The sequence below is a fragment of the Parasphingomonas zepuensis genome (assembly GCF_036663735.1).
Taxonomy (GTDB): Bacteria; Pseudomonadota; Alphaproteobacteria; order Sphingomonadales; family Sphingomonadaceae; genus Sphingomonas.
Window position 1 is genome coordinate 63,050 of sequence record NZ_JAXOJO010000005.1, and the last position, 15,218, is coordinate 78,267.

Sequence of the window (15,218 nt, forward strand, 5' to 3'; positions counted from 1 at the left end):
ACTCATCATGGACCTCAATCTCACTGAAAAGACCGCGCTCGTGACCGGCGCGACCGCCGGGATCGGCCTCGAAATCGCCCGCACGCTTGCGCTCGAAGGGGCGGCCGTGACCATTACCGGGCGCAGCCGGGACAAGCTCGATTCAGCGATCGCCGATATCGGTGCCGCGGGCGGCAAGCCAGTTACCGGCATGGTCGCCGATGTCGCCACCGCCGAAGGCGTGGCCGCGCTGACGGCCGCGCTTCCGCAGGTCGATATCCTCGTCAACAATCTCGGCATTTATGAAAGTAAGGCGTTCGGCGCGATCAGCGACGACGACTGGAGCCGCCTGTTCGAGGTGAACGTGATGAGCGGCGTCCGCCTGTCGCGCGCCTATCTGCCCGCCATGCTCGACGCGAATTGGGGGCGGATCATCTTCATCTCGAGCGAATCCGCGATCGCGATACCGGAGGACATGATCCATTACGGCACCACCAAGACGGCACAGCTCTCGATCGCGCGCGGCCTCGCTCAACTGACGCGCGGCACAAAGGTAACCGTCAATTCGGTCCTGCCCGGGCCGACCCAGTCCGAGGGAATCGAAGCGTTTCTGCGCAGCCAGGCAAGCGATCCGGACGCGACGATGGCGCAGATCGAGGCTGAGTTCTTCGCCACCGCCCGCGCTTCCTCGCTGCTCCAGCGCCTGATCGACCCCCGAGAAATCGCCAGCCTCGTCGCCTATGTCGCCAGCCCGCTGTCGGCGGCAACCAACGGTGCAGCACTGCGCGCCGAAGGCGGCCTGCTCAACAGCATCGCATGACGTCCTCTTCCCCTCCCGCCCGCGGGAGGGGAATATGGAACTGCCCCTTGGGAAATGCTGCGCTGCATGATAATGGCGCGTCATGCTGAATATCAACGGTATCACGGTGCGCCTCGGCGGGCGCACGATCCTCGATCGCGCAACGGCCACTTTGCCGCCGAAGAGCCGCGTCGGCCTGATCGGCCGCAACGGCGCCGGCAAGTCGACCCTGATGAAGGTGATGATCGGCCAGCTCGAGCCCGACGACGGCGAGATCGAGATGCCGCGCAAGACGCGCATCGGCTATCTCAAGCAGGAAGCCCCGAGCGGCACCACCACGCCGATCGAGACGGTGCTCGCCGCCGATACCGAGCGCGCCGCGCTGCTCAAGGAGGCGGAGGATTGCCACGATCCCGACCGCGTCGGTGAAATCCACGACCGGCTGATCGCGATCGACGCCTATACCGCCGAGTCACGTGCCGCGCGCATCCTGGTCGGCCTCGGCTTCGACGAGGAGATGCAGGGCCGCCCGCTCGACAGCTATTCGGGCGGCTGGAAGATGCGCGTCGCGCTCGCCGCCTTGCTCTTCTCGGAGCCCGATCTGCTGCTGCTCGACGAGCCATCGAACCATCTCGATCTCGAAGCGACCCTGTGGCTCGAGAATTTTCTCAAGGCCTATCCGGCGATGATGGTCGTCATCAGCCATGAGCGCGACCTGCTCAACAATGTCGTCGACACCATCCTCCATCTCGAGGGCGGCAAGACGGTGATGTACACTGGCGGATATGACAGCTTCGAGCAGCAGCGCGCCGAACGCGCCGCCCAGCTCGCCGCCGCAAAGGCCTCGCAGGATGCGCAGCGCGCCAAGCTGCAGGATTATATCGCCCGCAACAGCGCCCGCGCCTCGACCGCCAAACAGGCCCAGTCGCGCCAGAAGATGTTGGCCAAGATGCAGCCGATCGCGGCGATGGCCGACGATCCGACCCTGTCCTTCGCTTTCCCGAACCCGGAAGAATTGCGCCCGCCGCTGGTCACGCTCGACATGGCGGCGGTCGGCTATACCGAGGGCAATCCGATCCTGCGCCGGCTCAACCTGCGGCTCGATCCTGACGACCGGATCGCGCTGCTCGGCCGCAACGGCAACGGCAAGACTACGCTTGCCCGCCTGCTCGCCGCGCAGCTGACGCCGATGGAAGGTGAGATGACGGCCTCGGGCAAGATGCGGGTCGGCTATTTCACCCAGTATCAGGTGGAAGAACTCGACACGACCGATACGCCGCTCGAACATATGACGCGCGTGATGAAGGGCATGTCGCCCGCCGCAGTCCGCGCGCAGCTCGGCCGGTTCGGCTTTTCCGGGCAGAAGGCGACGACCAAGGTCGGCAGCCTCTCGGGCGGCGAGCGCGCCCGCCTGGCGCTCGCGCTGATCACGCGCGACGCGCCGCACATGCTGATCCTCGACGAGCCGACCAACCATCTAGACGTCGATGCGCGCGAAGCCCTGGTCCAGGCGCTCAACGCCTATGAAGGCGCTGTGGTGATCGTAAGCCATGATCGCCACATGATCGAGCTCACCGCCGATCGGCTGGTGCTGGTCGATGGCGGCGTCGCCAACGAATATAATGGCAGCATGGAGGATTATATCGCCTTCGTGCTCTCCGGCGACAGTTCGTCCGGCGGCGGCAGCAAGGGCAAGAGCAACAAGAAGGAAGACCGCAAGGCCGCCGCCGATGCGCGCGAGAAGAGTGTCGCGCTCAAGAAGCGCGCGCACGAGGCCGAAGCCATGGTCGCCAAGCTCACCACGCAGCGCAGCGCGATCGACCGGGCGATGTTCGATCCCACGACGGCTGAACCCTGGCTCGCCAAGCTCGGCATGAGCGACCTGATGAAGCGCCGTGCCGAAGTCGCCGCGAAGCTTGAAGTGGCCGAGGCTGCCTGGCTTCAGGTCAGCGAGGAACTGGAGACGGTCGAGGCCTGAGCCGGTCTTCCCGGTCCGTTCAGCGTAGCTGGTCCCTGGACGCTGCCGGTGCGGCCATGTCCGGGTTGAGGCTGATCGCGATCGCAGCATCGCCGAACGCTTCCCGGTGCTTGCGCGCGGCGGCAAAGCACGCCTCGAGGGAGCCATGGTGCGATCCGTGCACCATCACGGCTCCAGCCTCGTTCAGGCGGCGCCAGATCCACTGCGGCGCCCGGGCTTTACGCGGCGACGGGGTGCCCGACTCATCGAGGGCCGGCCGGTCGCTATAGAGCTCATATCGTTGCGCTGATTCTGGCATGTCGCATAAAACGCAGATCGACGGAAATCGTTCCGATTCGGACGTTTTTTACCTTGATTGCCGAAAACATGTCGGTGCCATCAACCAGGCGGCTCGGCACGATCGTTGTTTCTTGAAAAATGCTGGTGCGGGCGGTCGGAATCGAACCGACACTCCTTTCGGAACCGGATTTTGAGTCCGGCGCGTCTACCAGTTCCACCACGCCCGCATCGCCCGGTCGAGCCGGGCACGCGGGCAGTTAACCGGGCTCGGCGGCGATTTCAACCCGCTCGCCGGCTGATCCGACCCCAAGCCCGGCCATCTGGCCGCGCACCGTCGCGGCAACCCATCCTTCCGAGATGCCGACATCGCGCGCGAAGCTCTTGGCGAAACCCACCGCATAGAGCGCCGCAGGAAAGACATGGAAGGCCGAAGCCTCGAGCGCGACGAGGTAGCGTTCGGTGATGCGCGTGCGCGCCGCGACCTCGCCGAGCGAATAGCCGGACGCCTCGCGCGCCCGGCGGAGTGCCGCTCCGGCGTCGGCAATGCCGGCGCCGCCCTCGCCCGTTGCCTCGTACTGCTCCGAACCCCCCGGTTCAGTGACGATAAAACTCGTCATGCGCCCATCTCCCGCCCCGGATTAGAATGTTGCGCTATCGTATCGCTTTGCGCAACGACAAAGTTACCGGTGGGCGCGCGACAGATGATTCGTCCATGCAACGCCTCAGATCAGCCTCCGCTGTACGGGCACCGCAAAATGGCATTCCGGCAATAGTCGAAGCTTCGCGTCCGCTGCGTTATTATCCGCTTATGTTCCAGGATATGACACGATGCGTGCCGGTGCTTTCTGCGGCAGCCGGGCTGTTCTGCGACATGGCCCGCTCCATTCAAGACAATTGTTACAGCACGGTTGACGCACCGGACGAGCGCGTTAAGGAGCAGATATATTCAATTCGGAGGTAATTATGGCGGACGACATTGCAGACTTCAACGTGACTGAGTTGGCTACTGAGCTGACCATCGCGTGGCTCGGCAATCCCAACAACCGGGTATCCGCCGATGAAGTGCCGGCATTCCTGCAGAAGATGCATGCGACCGTCTCCGCGCTCGCTGGATCCGGCGGTGAGGACGTGCAGCCCGAAGCGACAACGGAATATCTTCCGGCCGTGACCGTGCGCAAGTCGCTCGCGTCGAAGGATCACATCATCTCGCTGATCGACGGCAAGCCCTACAAGACGCTGCGCCGCCATCTGTCGGGCCATGGCCTGACCCCGGACGATTATCGCACGCGCTATGGCCTGAAGGCCGATTATCCGATGGTCGCCGAAACCTATTCGGAGGCGCGCCGCGCCATGGCCAAGAAGATCGGCCTCGGCCGCAAGCCCGGCCCGCGCAAGGCAGCCGAGCCGACGGTGGACGGCGTCGCGGCGCCCAAGGCCCCGCGCGGCCGTCCGAAGAAGACCGCCTGAACCATAAGGCAGCACCGGCGGCGAGAGCTCCGGCAGCAAGACGGAACCCGGGAAAGCCAGCGGCTTTCCCGGGTTCCTGCGTCTCGGGGCCCGCCGACGCGACAAATCGCGACACTATTTCCATCACATCGGCACATTTCTGCGACAGGCGAGTTCCATCTTGTCCTTGGCGCCCGAGTAGGGGCCAGGAGACTGAAGGAGTTTGTAATGCGTAAGGTAATGATCTCGATCGCGATGCTCTCGGCCACGATCGCTGCGGTGCCCGCCTCCGCTCAGGCATGGCACATCCAGCCGCGGGTGCAGCGTGAAATCCAGCATGACATCAATCAGTTGCAGAACCAGATCCAGCGCGCGGCGCAGCGCCGCACGATCTCGCAGCGCGAAGCCACTGGCCTGCGCCGCGATGCGATCAACCTGCAGCGGACGTACAACAGCTACAACCGCAACGGCCTGAACCGCGCCGAGGTCGCGAAACTGCAGGTCGGAGTGAACCGCGTCCATGCCAGGCTGCGCCTCGAGCGCCGCGACTGGGACGGCCGCCGCGGCTGAGCGCCGAATTGGACCATTAACCAGGGGCGTCACTACGGTGGCGCCCCTTTTCTCAGGCCCTCGACGTGGCGGGCGGCGCCTTCACCAGTTGAACCAGACCTTCACGCCACCCCGGTCGCCTTCCTTGCCGTTCAGATGAATCTCGCATTTCTTGGCGGTCACGCTCCGTCTGTCGCCGACGTTTTCCAGCGGCGGCTGAAGCTCGCCATCAAGCTTGATCTCGATCCGGGCACCATCGGATAATCCGTCGGAAACCAGACCCATCCATTCCAGGTCCCAATTGTGATAGTCGCCATCGTCCGGGTACAAAGTGACCCAAGTGCAATGCTCCGGCGTGTAAAGCTTCGGGGGCCCGGAGGCGTGGCCCGGAATCCGGATCGTCGTCCCGCCCTTTTCATAGACTGAACCCGGCGGCAGCAGGATCCATTCGCCGTCCCGGAAGATCAGGCCGTAACCCCGCGGCACGGGCGGAGGAGGCGGCGGTGGCGGGGCCACGGGCTGCGGGGCCGGCTCAGGCGGCGCAATGCCGTCGATAACCGCCAGGGTCAGCGCCAGCGCCGTCACGGCCGGCAGCAATTCCGGCTTGAACAGGCTGGCGATCAATCCGAGCACCAGGAAGATCAGCAAGATCAGCTTGATCCAGCCAACTGGCCCGATCGCCAGCCCGGCCGGTACGCCCAGCTCGACGAGCTCCAGATGCAGCGCGAGGCGCTGGCGCGGCGCGAGCGCGGCGGGGTCGCCTGCAACCAGGCCGAACAGCCTGACGATATCGGCTTCGGGTAGCTTCCGCAGGCGGGCGAAAACCAGGCTATCGTCGAAGCGCGGGATCGTCGCAATGCCGAGGACTATATCCGCCTCGGCCTGCACCACCAGCTGGCTCACGCGCCCGGCGGCTTGCTTGAGCAGCACGGAATGGCCATCGAGCCCGCCCGAGTCGCCTGGCTCCCCGCTCAGCAGCTTGAACCGCCGCGCGAGCTTAGCCCCTTCGCGGGCGAGCACAAACCGCTGCACGCTATCCTGCGCAAGATCCGGCAGGATCTCCGAAAATCGCCTGATGCCGGAGATCAGGGAAAGCACGGACGGCCAGGCATCACCCGCCGATCCGGTGCCGCTGGAACCTTTCGATGCGGACATCGCAATACTCCCGGCATTGCACTCTGAGTCCGCTATAGCATATTTCACCGCTTAGAACAATTTCACCTAAGTATATACAGGACTATAATTTATATAAATACGTTCCTTGGTTACGGATTTCGACTCGACGACTCAATCTCATGGCACGTCTTTCCGATGATTGCTTACAACCAGCAAAAATTATCGGAAAAAAGCGACAAATTTGTAAAGTACGTGGATGTGCTGCTGACTCATTCGCGTAGCACTATTGCGCCCGCCGGGGACGGCTATTGCGGCCACCCGCAATAGGCGCGCGCGTAACGGGACTCAGCTGAACAGGGCAGTGAACGCGGCCTCGTTCTGCAGCACGGTCCAGGCAGTGAGATTGGACAGAAGGTTGATCTGCGCCGGCGAGCGCTGAGTCCGCAGCGTGCCGTAATGCGGGAAGTCCTGACTCGCCAGTTCTTCGTCGAGCTTGAGTTTCACGCGCCAGTCGGTGATCTGGCTGCGCCAGGTCTGCGACATGCCGAGATAGACCCACAGCAACGTCACCGTGCGTCCGGCCGGAATGCCGAACCAGCCGTTCTCGACGGTGGTAAGCGACTGGGTGAAGATCGGCGCCATGCTTTCGTTGCCGCCGATGCTATTCCACAGCCCGTCGAGCAGCGGCTGGAAATCCTCGCTCGGAAAGACCTGGCTCAGTCGGGTCAGGTCGTGCGCCGGCGCCTGGGAGGCCGGCGCATAGGGCGGCGATACCTTGTCGTTATAGGGCTGGAAGCCGAACAGCGGCGGAATGCTCTGATCGACGACGATATAACCATTTGCATCCTGCGTGACGGCATTCTCCGTGTTCACGAAGGCGATGATCTTCGAAACGTCGGGATAGAACAGCATCGAGGTGACACCGCTATTGTCGAGCGATCCGCCATCGGCGAATTCCTGCAGCGCGGGAACGCCGCCGGGCGGCGGCGTTCCGGGCGACCAATAGGTGTATTTCGGGATCAGTCCGCTGAGCACCGCCGCCCCGCCCAGTTGCCCCTTGATCGCATCGAACCCGCCGGTCTCGACGGCCGTCGCGATCGCCTCCAGCGTCGCCGCAACCTCGCTCGCGGCCCGGCCGGCCCTGGCCAGGCTCTCGGCGGCGCTGTCCTTGTGCAGGCGCAGCGCAGCGGCGAAGCGTTCGGGCGATCGCGACCAGTCGGCCAGTTGCTCTTCCAGCTTGGCGGCAAAGGCTGCGCTGCTGGTGCCCATGATGTCCATCAGGGACCATTGCCGGAACTGCTGGATCGACGCCGACCCGCCGGCCACGCTCAACAGATAGACGGAATTGAACCCGAACGATCCGATCCCGCCGCCGCCCACCGCCCGGCCGTTGACGTCGATCGCCCCGTCCGGCGTCGGGAGGATCCCGGTCAGATAGGGCGTGGACTGGACCGGCACCAGCAGCTTGACCTTGTCGTCGCTGCTGAGCCCGACGAACATGCTGGCGACGCCGAGCAGATAGGGCCGCGTCTGGCCGGAAACCTGCGCCACCAGATAGGCCGGCACGTCGGCGAGTGTCGGGTTGGGGCCCGTGACCTGGCTTTCGAGCACTGTCCGGTCGAACGAGAACAAGGTGTTCGGCTGGAAATCGGACGCGATGGGAAACAGGCCATAGGGCTGCAGGAAATGCAGGCCCATCAGAGTCTGCCACAACATGCTGGAGGGCACGCCCTGGGTGCTCAGATACACGGCCTTGGTGGCGAGATCGGGAATCGAGAAGGCGCTCGACACCTGGCCGCCGATCCATCCATCCGGGGATGCGTCTATGATCGCCTCGGTCAGGTCGCCCGGATCGGTATAGCTGCCCAGGAATGCGTCGTCCGAAAAGGTCGACGGCAGATAGGTGAAGGGAATGCCGACCCAGCCGCCGCCCGACACGGTCGACATCGCCAGCACCTGGCTGAGCAGGCTGGCCGAGCCCGAGGTCAGCTGCTCGAGTGCCTGGAGCTGGCCGATCCCCGCCCCCATCGCGCGCGATCCGCCACCGCTCAGGCAGATGCCAACGCCGCCCGAATTTATCGGGCCACCCGTGGCGCCACCGCCCGGCAATGCTGCGGCCGCGGCTCGGCTGGTGCGGTACACCGGCGTGACGAAGCTCCCCGATGCCTGGTCGGACATGCGCATCCTCCACGGAACAGCAGTTCACGAAAGCGCCGGATTCGCGAATGATACCCTCGCGGCGGCGGTCCGAAAAATGTGGCGTGGCCGCGCGCGAGTCAATCCGCGGGCATGGAATCCGCACCAATCTGGTCGCGACTCTTGGCCGGCGTTGTCAGCGCGATCTCGGGCACGGAAGAGAACGGCGGGAAGGGGGAAGTACACATCCCGGAAAGCCGGGGCTTGCCCAACAGGGCCGTCTCGCGCAGCCGGCGAATGGGTCGCCCTCAAAAGAGCGGGCGACCCATAAGTTCCGTTATTCCTGGGTAGCCGGAGCAGCAGGCGCTGGTGCGCCGGCCGCGATCAACGTCACGTCTTCATCGACGAACCCGTTCACGCCCACACCCACGGGAAGCGACGCGCTGGTGCCAGTCGTGAAGAAGCCGGCGATCGGCACGAAGGCGATGGCGGCCACGACACCCGCCGTTCCCGTCACGCCCTTGTCGTCGAACACGCCCCTCAGGCGAATTTTCCGGTCGCCGACCGTCACGTACAGCAATCGGGCGTTGATCTTCCCGGATTTGCCCCACATCCCCTTGTTCCGGACATCGGTGATCTCCGCGATCGCCGGGCTGCCGGCCGGAATTACCGTAACCCCGTTCACCATTACGGCATCCATTACTTCGAGATGCGCGAGATAGCCGGCCTCGAGCTTCTTGCCCTTGGTCGTGATCGACTCCGCCATCTTGAGCGCAATCGGCGTCCCGGCGCGCAGCACACCCGGATTCCCGGTGGTTCCCGCCGCGAGGACGATCGGCGCGGTCGCCGGTGCGGGCGCCAAAGCCGCCGCGGGCGCGCCCGTCGTGGTTTGCGCAAATGCCGGCACGGTGCCGACGAGCAGCGCACTCGCAAGTGCGCCAAAATAAATGGCTTTCATGATATCCCCCTAAAATCAAACGACTCGGCCCCTGAGTCGCTGTCCTCATGAACCCTAACTGGGGGTTAGTCGTCAAATAACATGTTCGATCGGTGCGATTCTGTTCAAGCGGCTCGCCCCCTTTCTCGCGTCTGACATGACGTTGCTCGATACCGGTCCGTAAAGGGTGCCCGCCAGTTGGGTATAGTGCTCCCCGATCTTTCCTTGATCGCAACTACGGCGAACTCTTGATTGGACTTGCTCGCATCCATCAAACGCTGAAGAAGCAGCGCGCGAGATCCCTGGCAGCCACGGCCACCTATACTCGATTCCTTTCAGTATAGTGCCGCCGAAGTACGCCGCTTTACCGCCGCCGCTAGTAAACGCACTGGGGTGGCATGCAGGGTCGGCCCGAAAGCTTGCCGAACTGCTCGGTTACCCGGGCGCGCATGGCAGCGAGAGCCCGTGCCAGATCCGGGGCCGAGGCGCGGAGCTCAGCGCGGTAGCTTTCGTGATTGGCCGCGATCCGGCCGACGCGCTCGGCCTGGATGGCCTGGGCCGAACCGTCCTGCGGCTGGGCGACGATGCTGAACGCCGTCTTGTTCTCCAGTTGGCGCAGGAGAAGCGCGACCAGCGCTTCGGCGTCTTCGGGCAACGCGGCCATCCGGTCCTGGCGAGTCACGTCGGGCGCGGCAGCGGGCCCCTCCTCGTTCACCAGAACCACGTCCCAGCCCTCCGTCTCGATCCGCCAGCGAACCAGGCCGTCATGGCTCACGAAGCCGAGCCGGACCGTGCCCGTGGGGGCCGGCATGAGCGACGGGGTCTCGGGGACGGCGAAGAGCGTCGAATCCAGCGTCCAGCCGCCGAAGCGCCGGGTCGGGGCGTTCTCCTGCCCGGGAAAGACCCGAAAGGCGGCGAACTGGCTGTCCTGCGCATAGAAGCCTTCGCCATGAGTCAGCGTCGCCAGCACGTTCCCGCTCCGGTCGATCAGCCGTGACTGGCCGTCCTCGATCACCTGCGCCTGCCCCAGCCGATCGAAATCATAGGTCGAGGTGAAACGCGGCGGGAAGGCCCATTGCCCGTCCGCGCGGATATAGCCGGCTCTTTCACCCTCGGTCGCCGCGGCGAGGCCGTGATCGTCGAAGCCGCCGACCTGCGCAAAGCGCGCGGGAACGACGATCGCGCCAGTCTTCGCGTCGGCAAAGCCATAACGGGCGGTGGCCATATCCTGGAACCTCGCCAGCCCATTGGGACCGACGCCCCAGGCGATCACGCCGGGCGCGAATCGCGTGACCAACGTACCCGTCGAGTTGATATAACCGACCTCCTTCGGCCCCAGCGCGACGCGCGCCAGTCCGGCGGGCGCATCGATACCGCCATCGGCCCGGTCGCCGGTGAAGTTCCCGGCGTAAAAGAAGCGTTCGGTAATGACGAAGCGGCCGGTGCGATCGATATAGCCCCAGCGAGAGTCGTTCTTGCCATAACCGCCGTACAGCGTGGCGGGCGCGAGCCCATTCGCGGCAAAGGCGCCGATCCCGCCGAAACGGAGCGGCACGACCTCGCGTCCCGAGCGGTCGATGACGCCGAACCGGCCGGCGCGGCTGACCCCGGTCAGTTGGGCGCCCCGAAACGGCCGGACGATGTCATACCGTGGTTCGATCACGATCCGCCCGGCGCGGTCGATCATGCCGGTCAACTGGCCGAAACCGGATGGGTCGCGCACCTTGACGATGGCCAGCCCGTCAGCGTCGAACCCTTCCGCAGCCGCAAAGCGCGGGGCGATCACGATCCGACCCGTCTCGTCGGCATAGCCCCATTGGTCGCCGATCTGGACAGGCTCGGGCCCGTGCACGAAGAGCGCGCGATCATAATGCGCCTCCGCCGTGCCGTCGAAGACCAGCCCAGTGGTCGCCCGAGTGCGCAGGTTGAGATAGCCGGCCTTGCCGCCCCGCCGCACCGCGACCCAATCCCCCTTGAACAGCCTTGATCCGGCCTCCCAGGTGGCGGGTTCGATCACGCGGCCCGTACGGTCGACATAGCCGGTCAGCGGCACCCGCCGCGGCGCCTGCGCCGCCGCCGCAGTGGCAAAAACAAGAGCAATCGTGAAGGCCAGGCGCTTCATAGGCCGGATCATATTAGGGAGGCGCAGTGGGAGGCAATCGCTTGATGTCCTCTGTCACTCGATCGCATGATCCGGCCTGTGCATGTCTACGGGGGCCTCTGGTGACGCGTACCGGCACCGATCTCCCGCGACGCTAATCCTCAGGCATCCTCCAATGCATTGTCTGATTCAAATATCGCAACCCCTCATAGGATGGCGCATCGGATGAAAATTCAAAATGACCCCGCCGGAGGAATAACATGCAGCTATAATTATCCAGATACGCCGTCCGCAATCCAGACGTACTTATCGGGCGACAGCTTTTTACAGAACCGTCGCGGCTTATGCCGAGCTGCACGGCGCTTGCACTTTCAAGCCCTAAACGAATTGCTATTGACGGATAATCATCTGCCTGGACCGGAATAGAAAAAATTCCATCGGCTTTATGTAATTGATCGGCAGCCGACGCCTGATCGGGCGGGTAGAGTATCGGGACGTTTCTGTATCCAGGTACAGCAAACACAAACATTTCGCGGTTCGCCGCGCCACCCGGCGCGCCCTTGAAAAAGCTGAATTCTACATCGACAAATCCACGCTGCAGTGGCGTTACCATGCCAGGCAGAGTGCGGAATGTGGCCGATTCCATGAGCTGCCCACATCCAGTTTGTGCTGCCTGCACTAATGGCGTTTCGCCGACGTCACACGCAACGGGTTCCCCTGCTGGATTGAACCACAGTCGAACCGTCAAGGACAGACCATCCCCTCCAACCGGAGGATCGACGTTGAAGGCCCGGCGGTCCGGCTCGAACGTAAAAGTTCCGGCTCCGTCGAGATCGACATTGTCCGGCGTAATGGTGATTGGAGCAGGGCCGACAGGCTGCGCCTGAAGCGCCGCCGCGAGCATCCACGGTAAAAGCACGGTACCCCCAATTCTTTCTCAACGCTCGGCTCTCGCGGTGCCGACAGCCCCGCCGACGCGCCACCCTTCGTTGCCGCCGCCCGGCAACGTGACTGCGGTCTCGATCCGTACCATGGGAATGGGTGCCCGCAAGCATGCCGCGGTGACGCATCGCTTGCGCGCGTCCCCGAACGGCGCGACGGACGTGGCCGGCGTTGCGCCTTATTCGAACGTCCGGACCAGATCTTCCTCCGACGTGTCGATCGGGTCGGGGCCGAAACGGTTGGAGCCGATGGTGCCCCTGCGGCAGAACCAGACGAGCATCACGATGCTCGCGATTCCGCCCAGCAGCATCAGGATACCGCCCAGAATAACCGGCCCACCAACCTCGCCCGTTGTCGCGACGCTGGCCACGAGGATGAGGCCGATCAGATAAGGCGCTGACGTCACCAGCATCCACCATCCGGTGCGATCCACGTCGTGCAGGCGACGGACCGAGACGGCGATGCCGGGAAGGAAGGTGGCCAGCACGAAGATCGTGGAAAGCACGCCGCCCATGATGCCCACGACATACATCACTCCATTCGGCGGCGGCGCTGGCTCCAGAGGGGATTTTCCGCCCGCCCCCAGCATCGAGTCGAGGATGCCGCACACAATCGATCCAAGAATGACAAACAGGATCCACATCCAATATTCTTTGCGCTGCGATCGCCCGGTGAACTGAGCGTATCGCTTGAGCGGCAAAAGCATCCATTCCATCGCGTCTGTCCCCTTGAGAGCGCCCACCACGCACGCGCCGGAAACGCGGCTCGCCAATGCGGGAGAGCAAGCCAGCCGGACTATCCGAGCAAAGTGTTACCGGGACGAAAATGTCGCCAGGGCATGACGGGCCGGCACTCCGGATTTTTTAGTCGCCGCAGACCATCGCCGAGCCCTGAAATCAGCACGTCGGGCCCCTTGTCGCTCGATTCAACCACAAGGCGTGCCTCGGCTATCCTGTGCTGTTGCCTTCCTGCCGCATCATCGCGGCTGGATCGGGGACGCTATAATAAGATCGAGGATCGACACGCGCGCCATGAAAAGCCTCAGCACCGATCGACCGATTCTCATAATTCGGCAACTATCCAGAGATTTTTTGGAGGCACTGTTTCCCTTTGTCCGGAGAAATGCGCTCTATGAAACGCACAGACGGCCCGATAATATTGCCACTGTTCCTTGCCGCGCAAGTAACTTCGAGAAAAATTTGGGTCGACGTGCGGTGACAAAAATGCCTTTTTACCGTCGGAGGCGAAGTATCGCGACTGTCGCTTTACTTGCTCCCAACCCAACACCGTCCCGCCGCCGCGCCGGCAGCACTACGCCCCCGCTGCCGCCTCAATTTCGCGGCGCCTGCCGCCGATAGCTCAGGGCTTCGGCCACATGGATCCGCCCCACCCCTTCGCTCCCCGCCAGATCGGCGATCGTCCGCGCCACGCGCAGGATGCGGGTATAGCCGCGCGCCGACAGCCGCATCGCCTCGGAGGCCTGGGCAAGCAGCTTGCGGCCTGGCTCATCCGGGGTGGCTACGGCTTCCAGCAGCACCCCGTCGACCTCGGCATTGGTGCGGATCGGGTGTTCGGCATAGCGCGCCGCCTGGATCGCCCGCGCCGCCGCGACGCGCGCGGCGACCTCGGCCGATCCCTCGGCCGGCGGCGGCAATACGAGATCGGCGGCGCTGACTGCCTGCACCTCGACATGCAGGTCGATCCGGTCAAGCAGCGGGCCCGAGACCTTGGCCTGGTAATCCGCGGCGCAGCGCGGCGCGCGCGAGCAGGCGAGCGCGGCATCGCCGAGATGCCCGCAGCGGCACGGGTTCATCGCCGCGATCAGCTGGACGCGCGCCGGGAAGGTCACATGCGCGTTGGCCCGGGCCACGCTCACCGTGCCCGTCTCGAGCGGTTGGCGCAGCGAATCGAGCACCGCGCGCTGGAATTCGGGCAGCTCGTCAAGGAACAGCACGCCGAGATGCGCCAGGCTCACCTCGCCCGGCTTCACCTTCAGGCCGCCGCCGACCAAAGCCGCCATCGAGGCCGAATGATGCGGTGCGCGGAACGGCCGGGTGCGGGTCAGCCGCCCGCCGGTCAACGTGCCGGCGACGCTCGCCACCATCGACACTTCGAGCGCCTCGGCCGCGTCCAGCGGCGGCAGGATGCCGGGCAGGCATGCCGCCATCAGCGATTTGCCGGCGCCCGGCGGGCCGACCATCACCATATTGTGCCCGCCGGCCGCGGCGATCTCCAGGGCGCGTTTGGCAGTCTCCTGCCCCTTCACCTGAGCGAGATCCGGCCCGAAGCTCGTTTCCTCGACATCGCCCGGCTGCGGTGCGGAGAGCAGGCCATGCCCCTTGAAGTGGTTGAGCAGCGCCAGGATGTCGGGCGCCGCGAGCACCTGCACGCCCGCAGCCCAGGCCGCCTCCGATCCCTGCGGCGCCGGGCAGATCAGCCCCTTGCCGAGCTCCGACGCGTGCAGCGCGGCGAGCAATACGCCGGGCGACGAGGCGATCCGCGCATCGAGGCCAAGCTCGCCCACCACGACATAATCGGCCAGCGTCTCGGCATCGACCACGCCCATCGCGCCGAGCAGGGCCAGCGCGATCGGCAGGTCGAAATGCGATCCTTCCTTCGGCAGATCGGCCGGCGACAGGTTCACGACGATTCTCTTCGGCGGCAGCGACAGGCCCATCGCGGCGATCGCGCCGCGCACCCGCTCGCGGCTCTCTGCGACGGCCTTGTCGGCCAGCCCGACCACGTTGAACGCGGGCAGCCCCGGGATCAGCTGCACCTGTACTTCGACGGCGCGCGCCTCGAGCCCGAGATACGCCACTGTCGATACGCTCGCGACCATATTGCCCCCGACTCCCCCCGCAGAGCGTTGGTCATACGCAATTTTGTCCGGGAAAGAACCGGTCGCTGCCAGGAACAGTGTCTTGTCAAACCAACACACCGCACCCACATCGTCGGA

General features: G+C 64.6%; 13 protein-coding genes and 1 tRNA gene. 4 read left to right on the forward strand and 10 right to left on the reverse strand.

The window, feature by feature from the left end:
- Nucleotides 1-7: 7 nt before the first annotated feature.
- Together U1769_RS18250 and U1769_RS18255 are read left to right on the forward strand one after the other, a co-directional pair.
- Complete coding sequence (locus U1769_RS18250) at nucleotides 8-799, forward strand: SDR family NAD(P)-dependent oxidoreductase (RefSeq protein ID WP_332718897.1); 792 nt, start codon at nucleotides 8-10, stop codon at nucleotides 797-799.
- 82 nt (nucleotides 800-881) lie between these two features.
- Complete coding sequence (locus U1769_RS18255; protein ID WP_332718900.1) at nucleotides 882-2,756, forward strand: ABC-F family ATP-binding cassette domain-containing protein; 1,875 nt, start codon at nucleotides 882-884, stop codon at nucleotides 2,754-2,756.
- 19 nt (nucleotides 2,757-2,775) lie between these two features.
- Here U1769_RS18255 and U1769_RS18260 read toward each other — a convergent pair whose 3' ends face one another.
- The 3 genes from U1769_RS18260 to U1769_RS18270 form a co-directional block, all read right to left on the reverse strand.
- Nucleotides 2,776-3,054, reverse strand: a complete 279-nt coding sequence (locus U1769_RS18260; protein WP_332718902.1) for a hypothetical protein — start codon at nucleotides 3,052-3,054, stop codon at nucleotides 2,776-2,778.
- A 123-nt stretch (nucleotides 3,055-3,177) separates the two neighbouring features.
- Nucleotides 3,178-3,262: transfer RNA gene (locus U1769_RS18265), tRNA-Leu, on the reverse strand.
- A gap of 30 nt (nucleotides 3,263-3,292) precedes the next feature.
- Nucleotides 3,293-3,652 carry a helix-turn-helix domain-containing protein gene (locus U1769_RS18270; RefSeq protein ID WP_332718904.1) on the reverse strand — a complete coding sequence of 120 codons (360 nt, stop codon included), beginning with the start codon at nucleotides 3,650-3,652 and terminating at the stop codon, nucleotides 3,293-3,295.
- Nucleotides 3,653-3,998: 346 nt separating this feature from the next.
- Between U1769_RS18270 and U1769_RS18275 the strand changes: the two genes are divergently transcribed.
- Both U1769_RS18275 and U1769_RS18280 read left to right on the forward strand, forming a co-directional pair.
- Nucleotides 3,999-4,502 carry a Ros/MucR family transcriptional regulator gene (locus U1769_RS18275; protein ID WP_332718906.1) on the forward strand — a complete coding sequence of 168 codons (504 nt, stop codon included), beginning with the start codon at nucleotides 3,999-4,001 and terminating at the stop codon, nucleotides 4,500-4,502.
- Nucleotides 4,503-4,709: 207 nt separating this feature from the next.
- Complete coding sequence (locus U1769_RS18280; RefSeq protein WP_332718908.1) at nucleotides 4,710-5,051, forward strand: hypothetical protein; 342 nt, start codon at nucleotides 4,710-4,712, stop codon at nucleotides 5,049-5,051.
- Nucleotides 5,052-5,132: 81 nt separating this feature from the next.
- Here U1769_RS18280 and U1769_RS18285 read toward each other — a convergent pair whose 3' ends face one another.
- The 7 genes from U1769_RS18285 to U1769_RS18315 all read right to left on the reverse strand — a co-directional run bounded on the left by U1769_RS18285 (nucleotide 5,133) and on the right by U1769_RS18315 (nucleotide 15,101).
- Nucleotides 5,133-6,185 (reverse strand): hypothetical protein, encoded by a 1,053-nt coding sequence (locus tag U1769_RS18285; RefSeq protein WP_332718910.1) that lies wholly within the window; start codon nucleotides 6,183-6,185, stop codon nucleotides 5,133-5,135.
- Nucleotides 6,186-6,491: 306 nt separating this feature from the next.
- Nucleotides 6,492-8,324, reverse strand: coding sequence for a hypothetical protein (locus tag U1769_RS18290; protein WP_332718912.1), 1,833 nt, complete (start codon nucleotides 8,322-8,324; stop codon nucleotides 6,492-6,494).
- 295 nt (nucleotides 8,325-8,619) lie between these two features.
- Nucleotides 8,620-9,240 carry a hypothetical protein gene (locus tag U1769_RS18295; RefSeq protein WP_332718914.1) on the reverse strand — a complete coding sequence of 207 codons (621 nt, stop codon included), beginning with the start codon at nucleotides 9,238-9,240 and terminating at the stop codon, nucleotides 8,620-8,622.
- Nucleotides 9,241-9,595: 355 nt separating this feature from the next.
- The gene (locus U1769_RS18300) at nucleotides 9,596-11,341 is read right to left on the reverse strand and encodes a WG repeat-containing protein (protein ID WP_332718916.1); all 1,746 of its coding nucleotides are present in this window, start codon (nucleotides 11,339-11,341) and stop codon (nucleotides 9,596-9,598) included.
- A 133-nt stretch (nucleotides 11,342-11,474) separates the two neighbouring features.
- Complete coding sequence (locus U1769_RS18305; protein ID WP_332718918.1) at nucleotides 11,475-12,239, reverse strand: energy transducer TonB; 765 nt, start codon at nucleotides 12,237-12,239, stop codon at nucleotides 11,475-11,477.
- Between the two features lie 201 nt (nucleotides 12,240-12,440).
- Nucleotides 12,441-12,977 carry a DUF805 domain-containing protein gene (locus U1769_RS18310; protein ID WP_332718920.1) on the reverse strand — a complete coding sequence of 179 codons (537 nt, stop codon included), beginning with the start codon at nucleotides 12,975-12,977 and terminating at the stop codon, nucleotides 12,441-12,443.
- 615 nt (nucleotides 12,978-13,592) lie between these two features.
- A complete protein-coding gene (locus tag U1769_RS18315; RefSeq protein ID WP_332718922.1) occupies nucleotides 13,593-15,101 on the reverse strand; it encodes a YifB family Mg chelatase-like AAA ATPase in 1,509 nt (502 codons plus the stop codon).
- Nucleotides 15,102-15,218: the final 117 nt, after the last annotated feature.

What these genes read in the sequence shown, in the direction of transcription:
- U1769_RS18315 (WP_332718922.1), bottom strand. Translation starts at nt 15,101, where the DNA reads ATGGTCGCGAGCGTATCGACAGTGGCGTATCTCGGGCTCGAGGCGCGC.
- U1769_RS18260 (WP_332718902.1), bottom strand. Translation starts at nt 3,054, where the DNA reads ATGCCAGAATCAGCGCAACGATATGAGCTCTATAGCGACCGGCCGGCC.
- U1769_RS18275 (WP_332718906.1), top strand. Translation starts at nt 3,999, where the DNA reads ATGGCGGACGACATTGCAGACTTCAACGTGACTGAGTTGGCTACTGAG.
- U1769_RS18295 (WP_332718914.1), bottom strand. Translation starts at nt 9,240, where the DNA reads ATGAAAGCCATTTATTTTGGCGCACTTGCGAGTGCGCTGCTCGTCGGC.
- U1769_RS18310 (WP_332718920.1), bottom strand. Translation starts at nt 12,977, where the DNA reads ATGGAATGGATGCTTTTGCCGCTCAAGCGATACGCTCAGTTCACCGGG.
- U1769_RS18280 (WP_332718908.1), top strand. Translation starts at nt 4,710, where the DNA reads ATGCGTAAGGTAATGATCTCGATCGCGATGCTCTCGGCCACGATCGCT.
- U1769_RS18300 (WP_332718916.1), bottom strand. Translation starts at nt 11,341, where the DNA reads ATGAAGCGCCTGGCCTTCACGATTGCTCTTGTTTTTGCCACTGCGGCG.
- U1769_RS18290 (WP_332718912.1), bottom strand. Translation starts at nt 8,324, where the DNA reads ATGTCCGACCAGGCATCGGGGAGCTTCGTCACGCCGGTGTACCGCACC.
- U1769_RS18255 (WP_332718900.1), top strand. Translation starts at nt 882, where the DNA reads ATGCTGAATATCAACGGTATCACGGTGCGCCTCGGCGGGCGCACGATC.
- U1769_RS18285 (WP_332718910.1), bottom strand. Translation starts at nt 6,185, where the DNA reads ATGTCCGCATCGAAAGGTTCCAGCGGCACCGGATCGGCGGGTGATGCC.
- U1769_RS18250 (WP_332718897.1), top strand. Translation starts at nt 8, where the DNA reads ATGGACCTCAATCTCACTGAAAAGACCGCGCTCGTGACCGGCGCGACC.
- U1769_RS18270 (WP_332718904.1), bottom strand. Translation starts at nt 3,652, where the DNA reads ATGACGAGTTTTATCGTCACTGAACCGGGGGGTTCGGAGCAGTACGAG.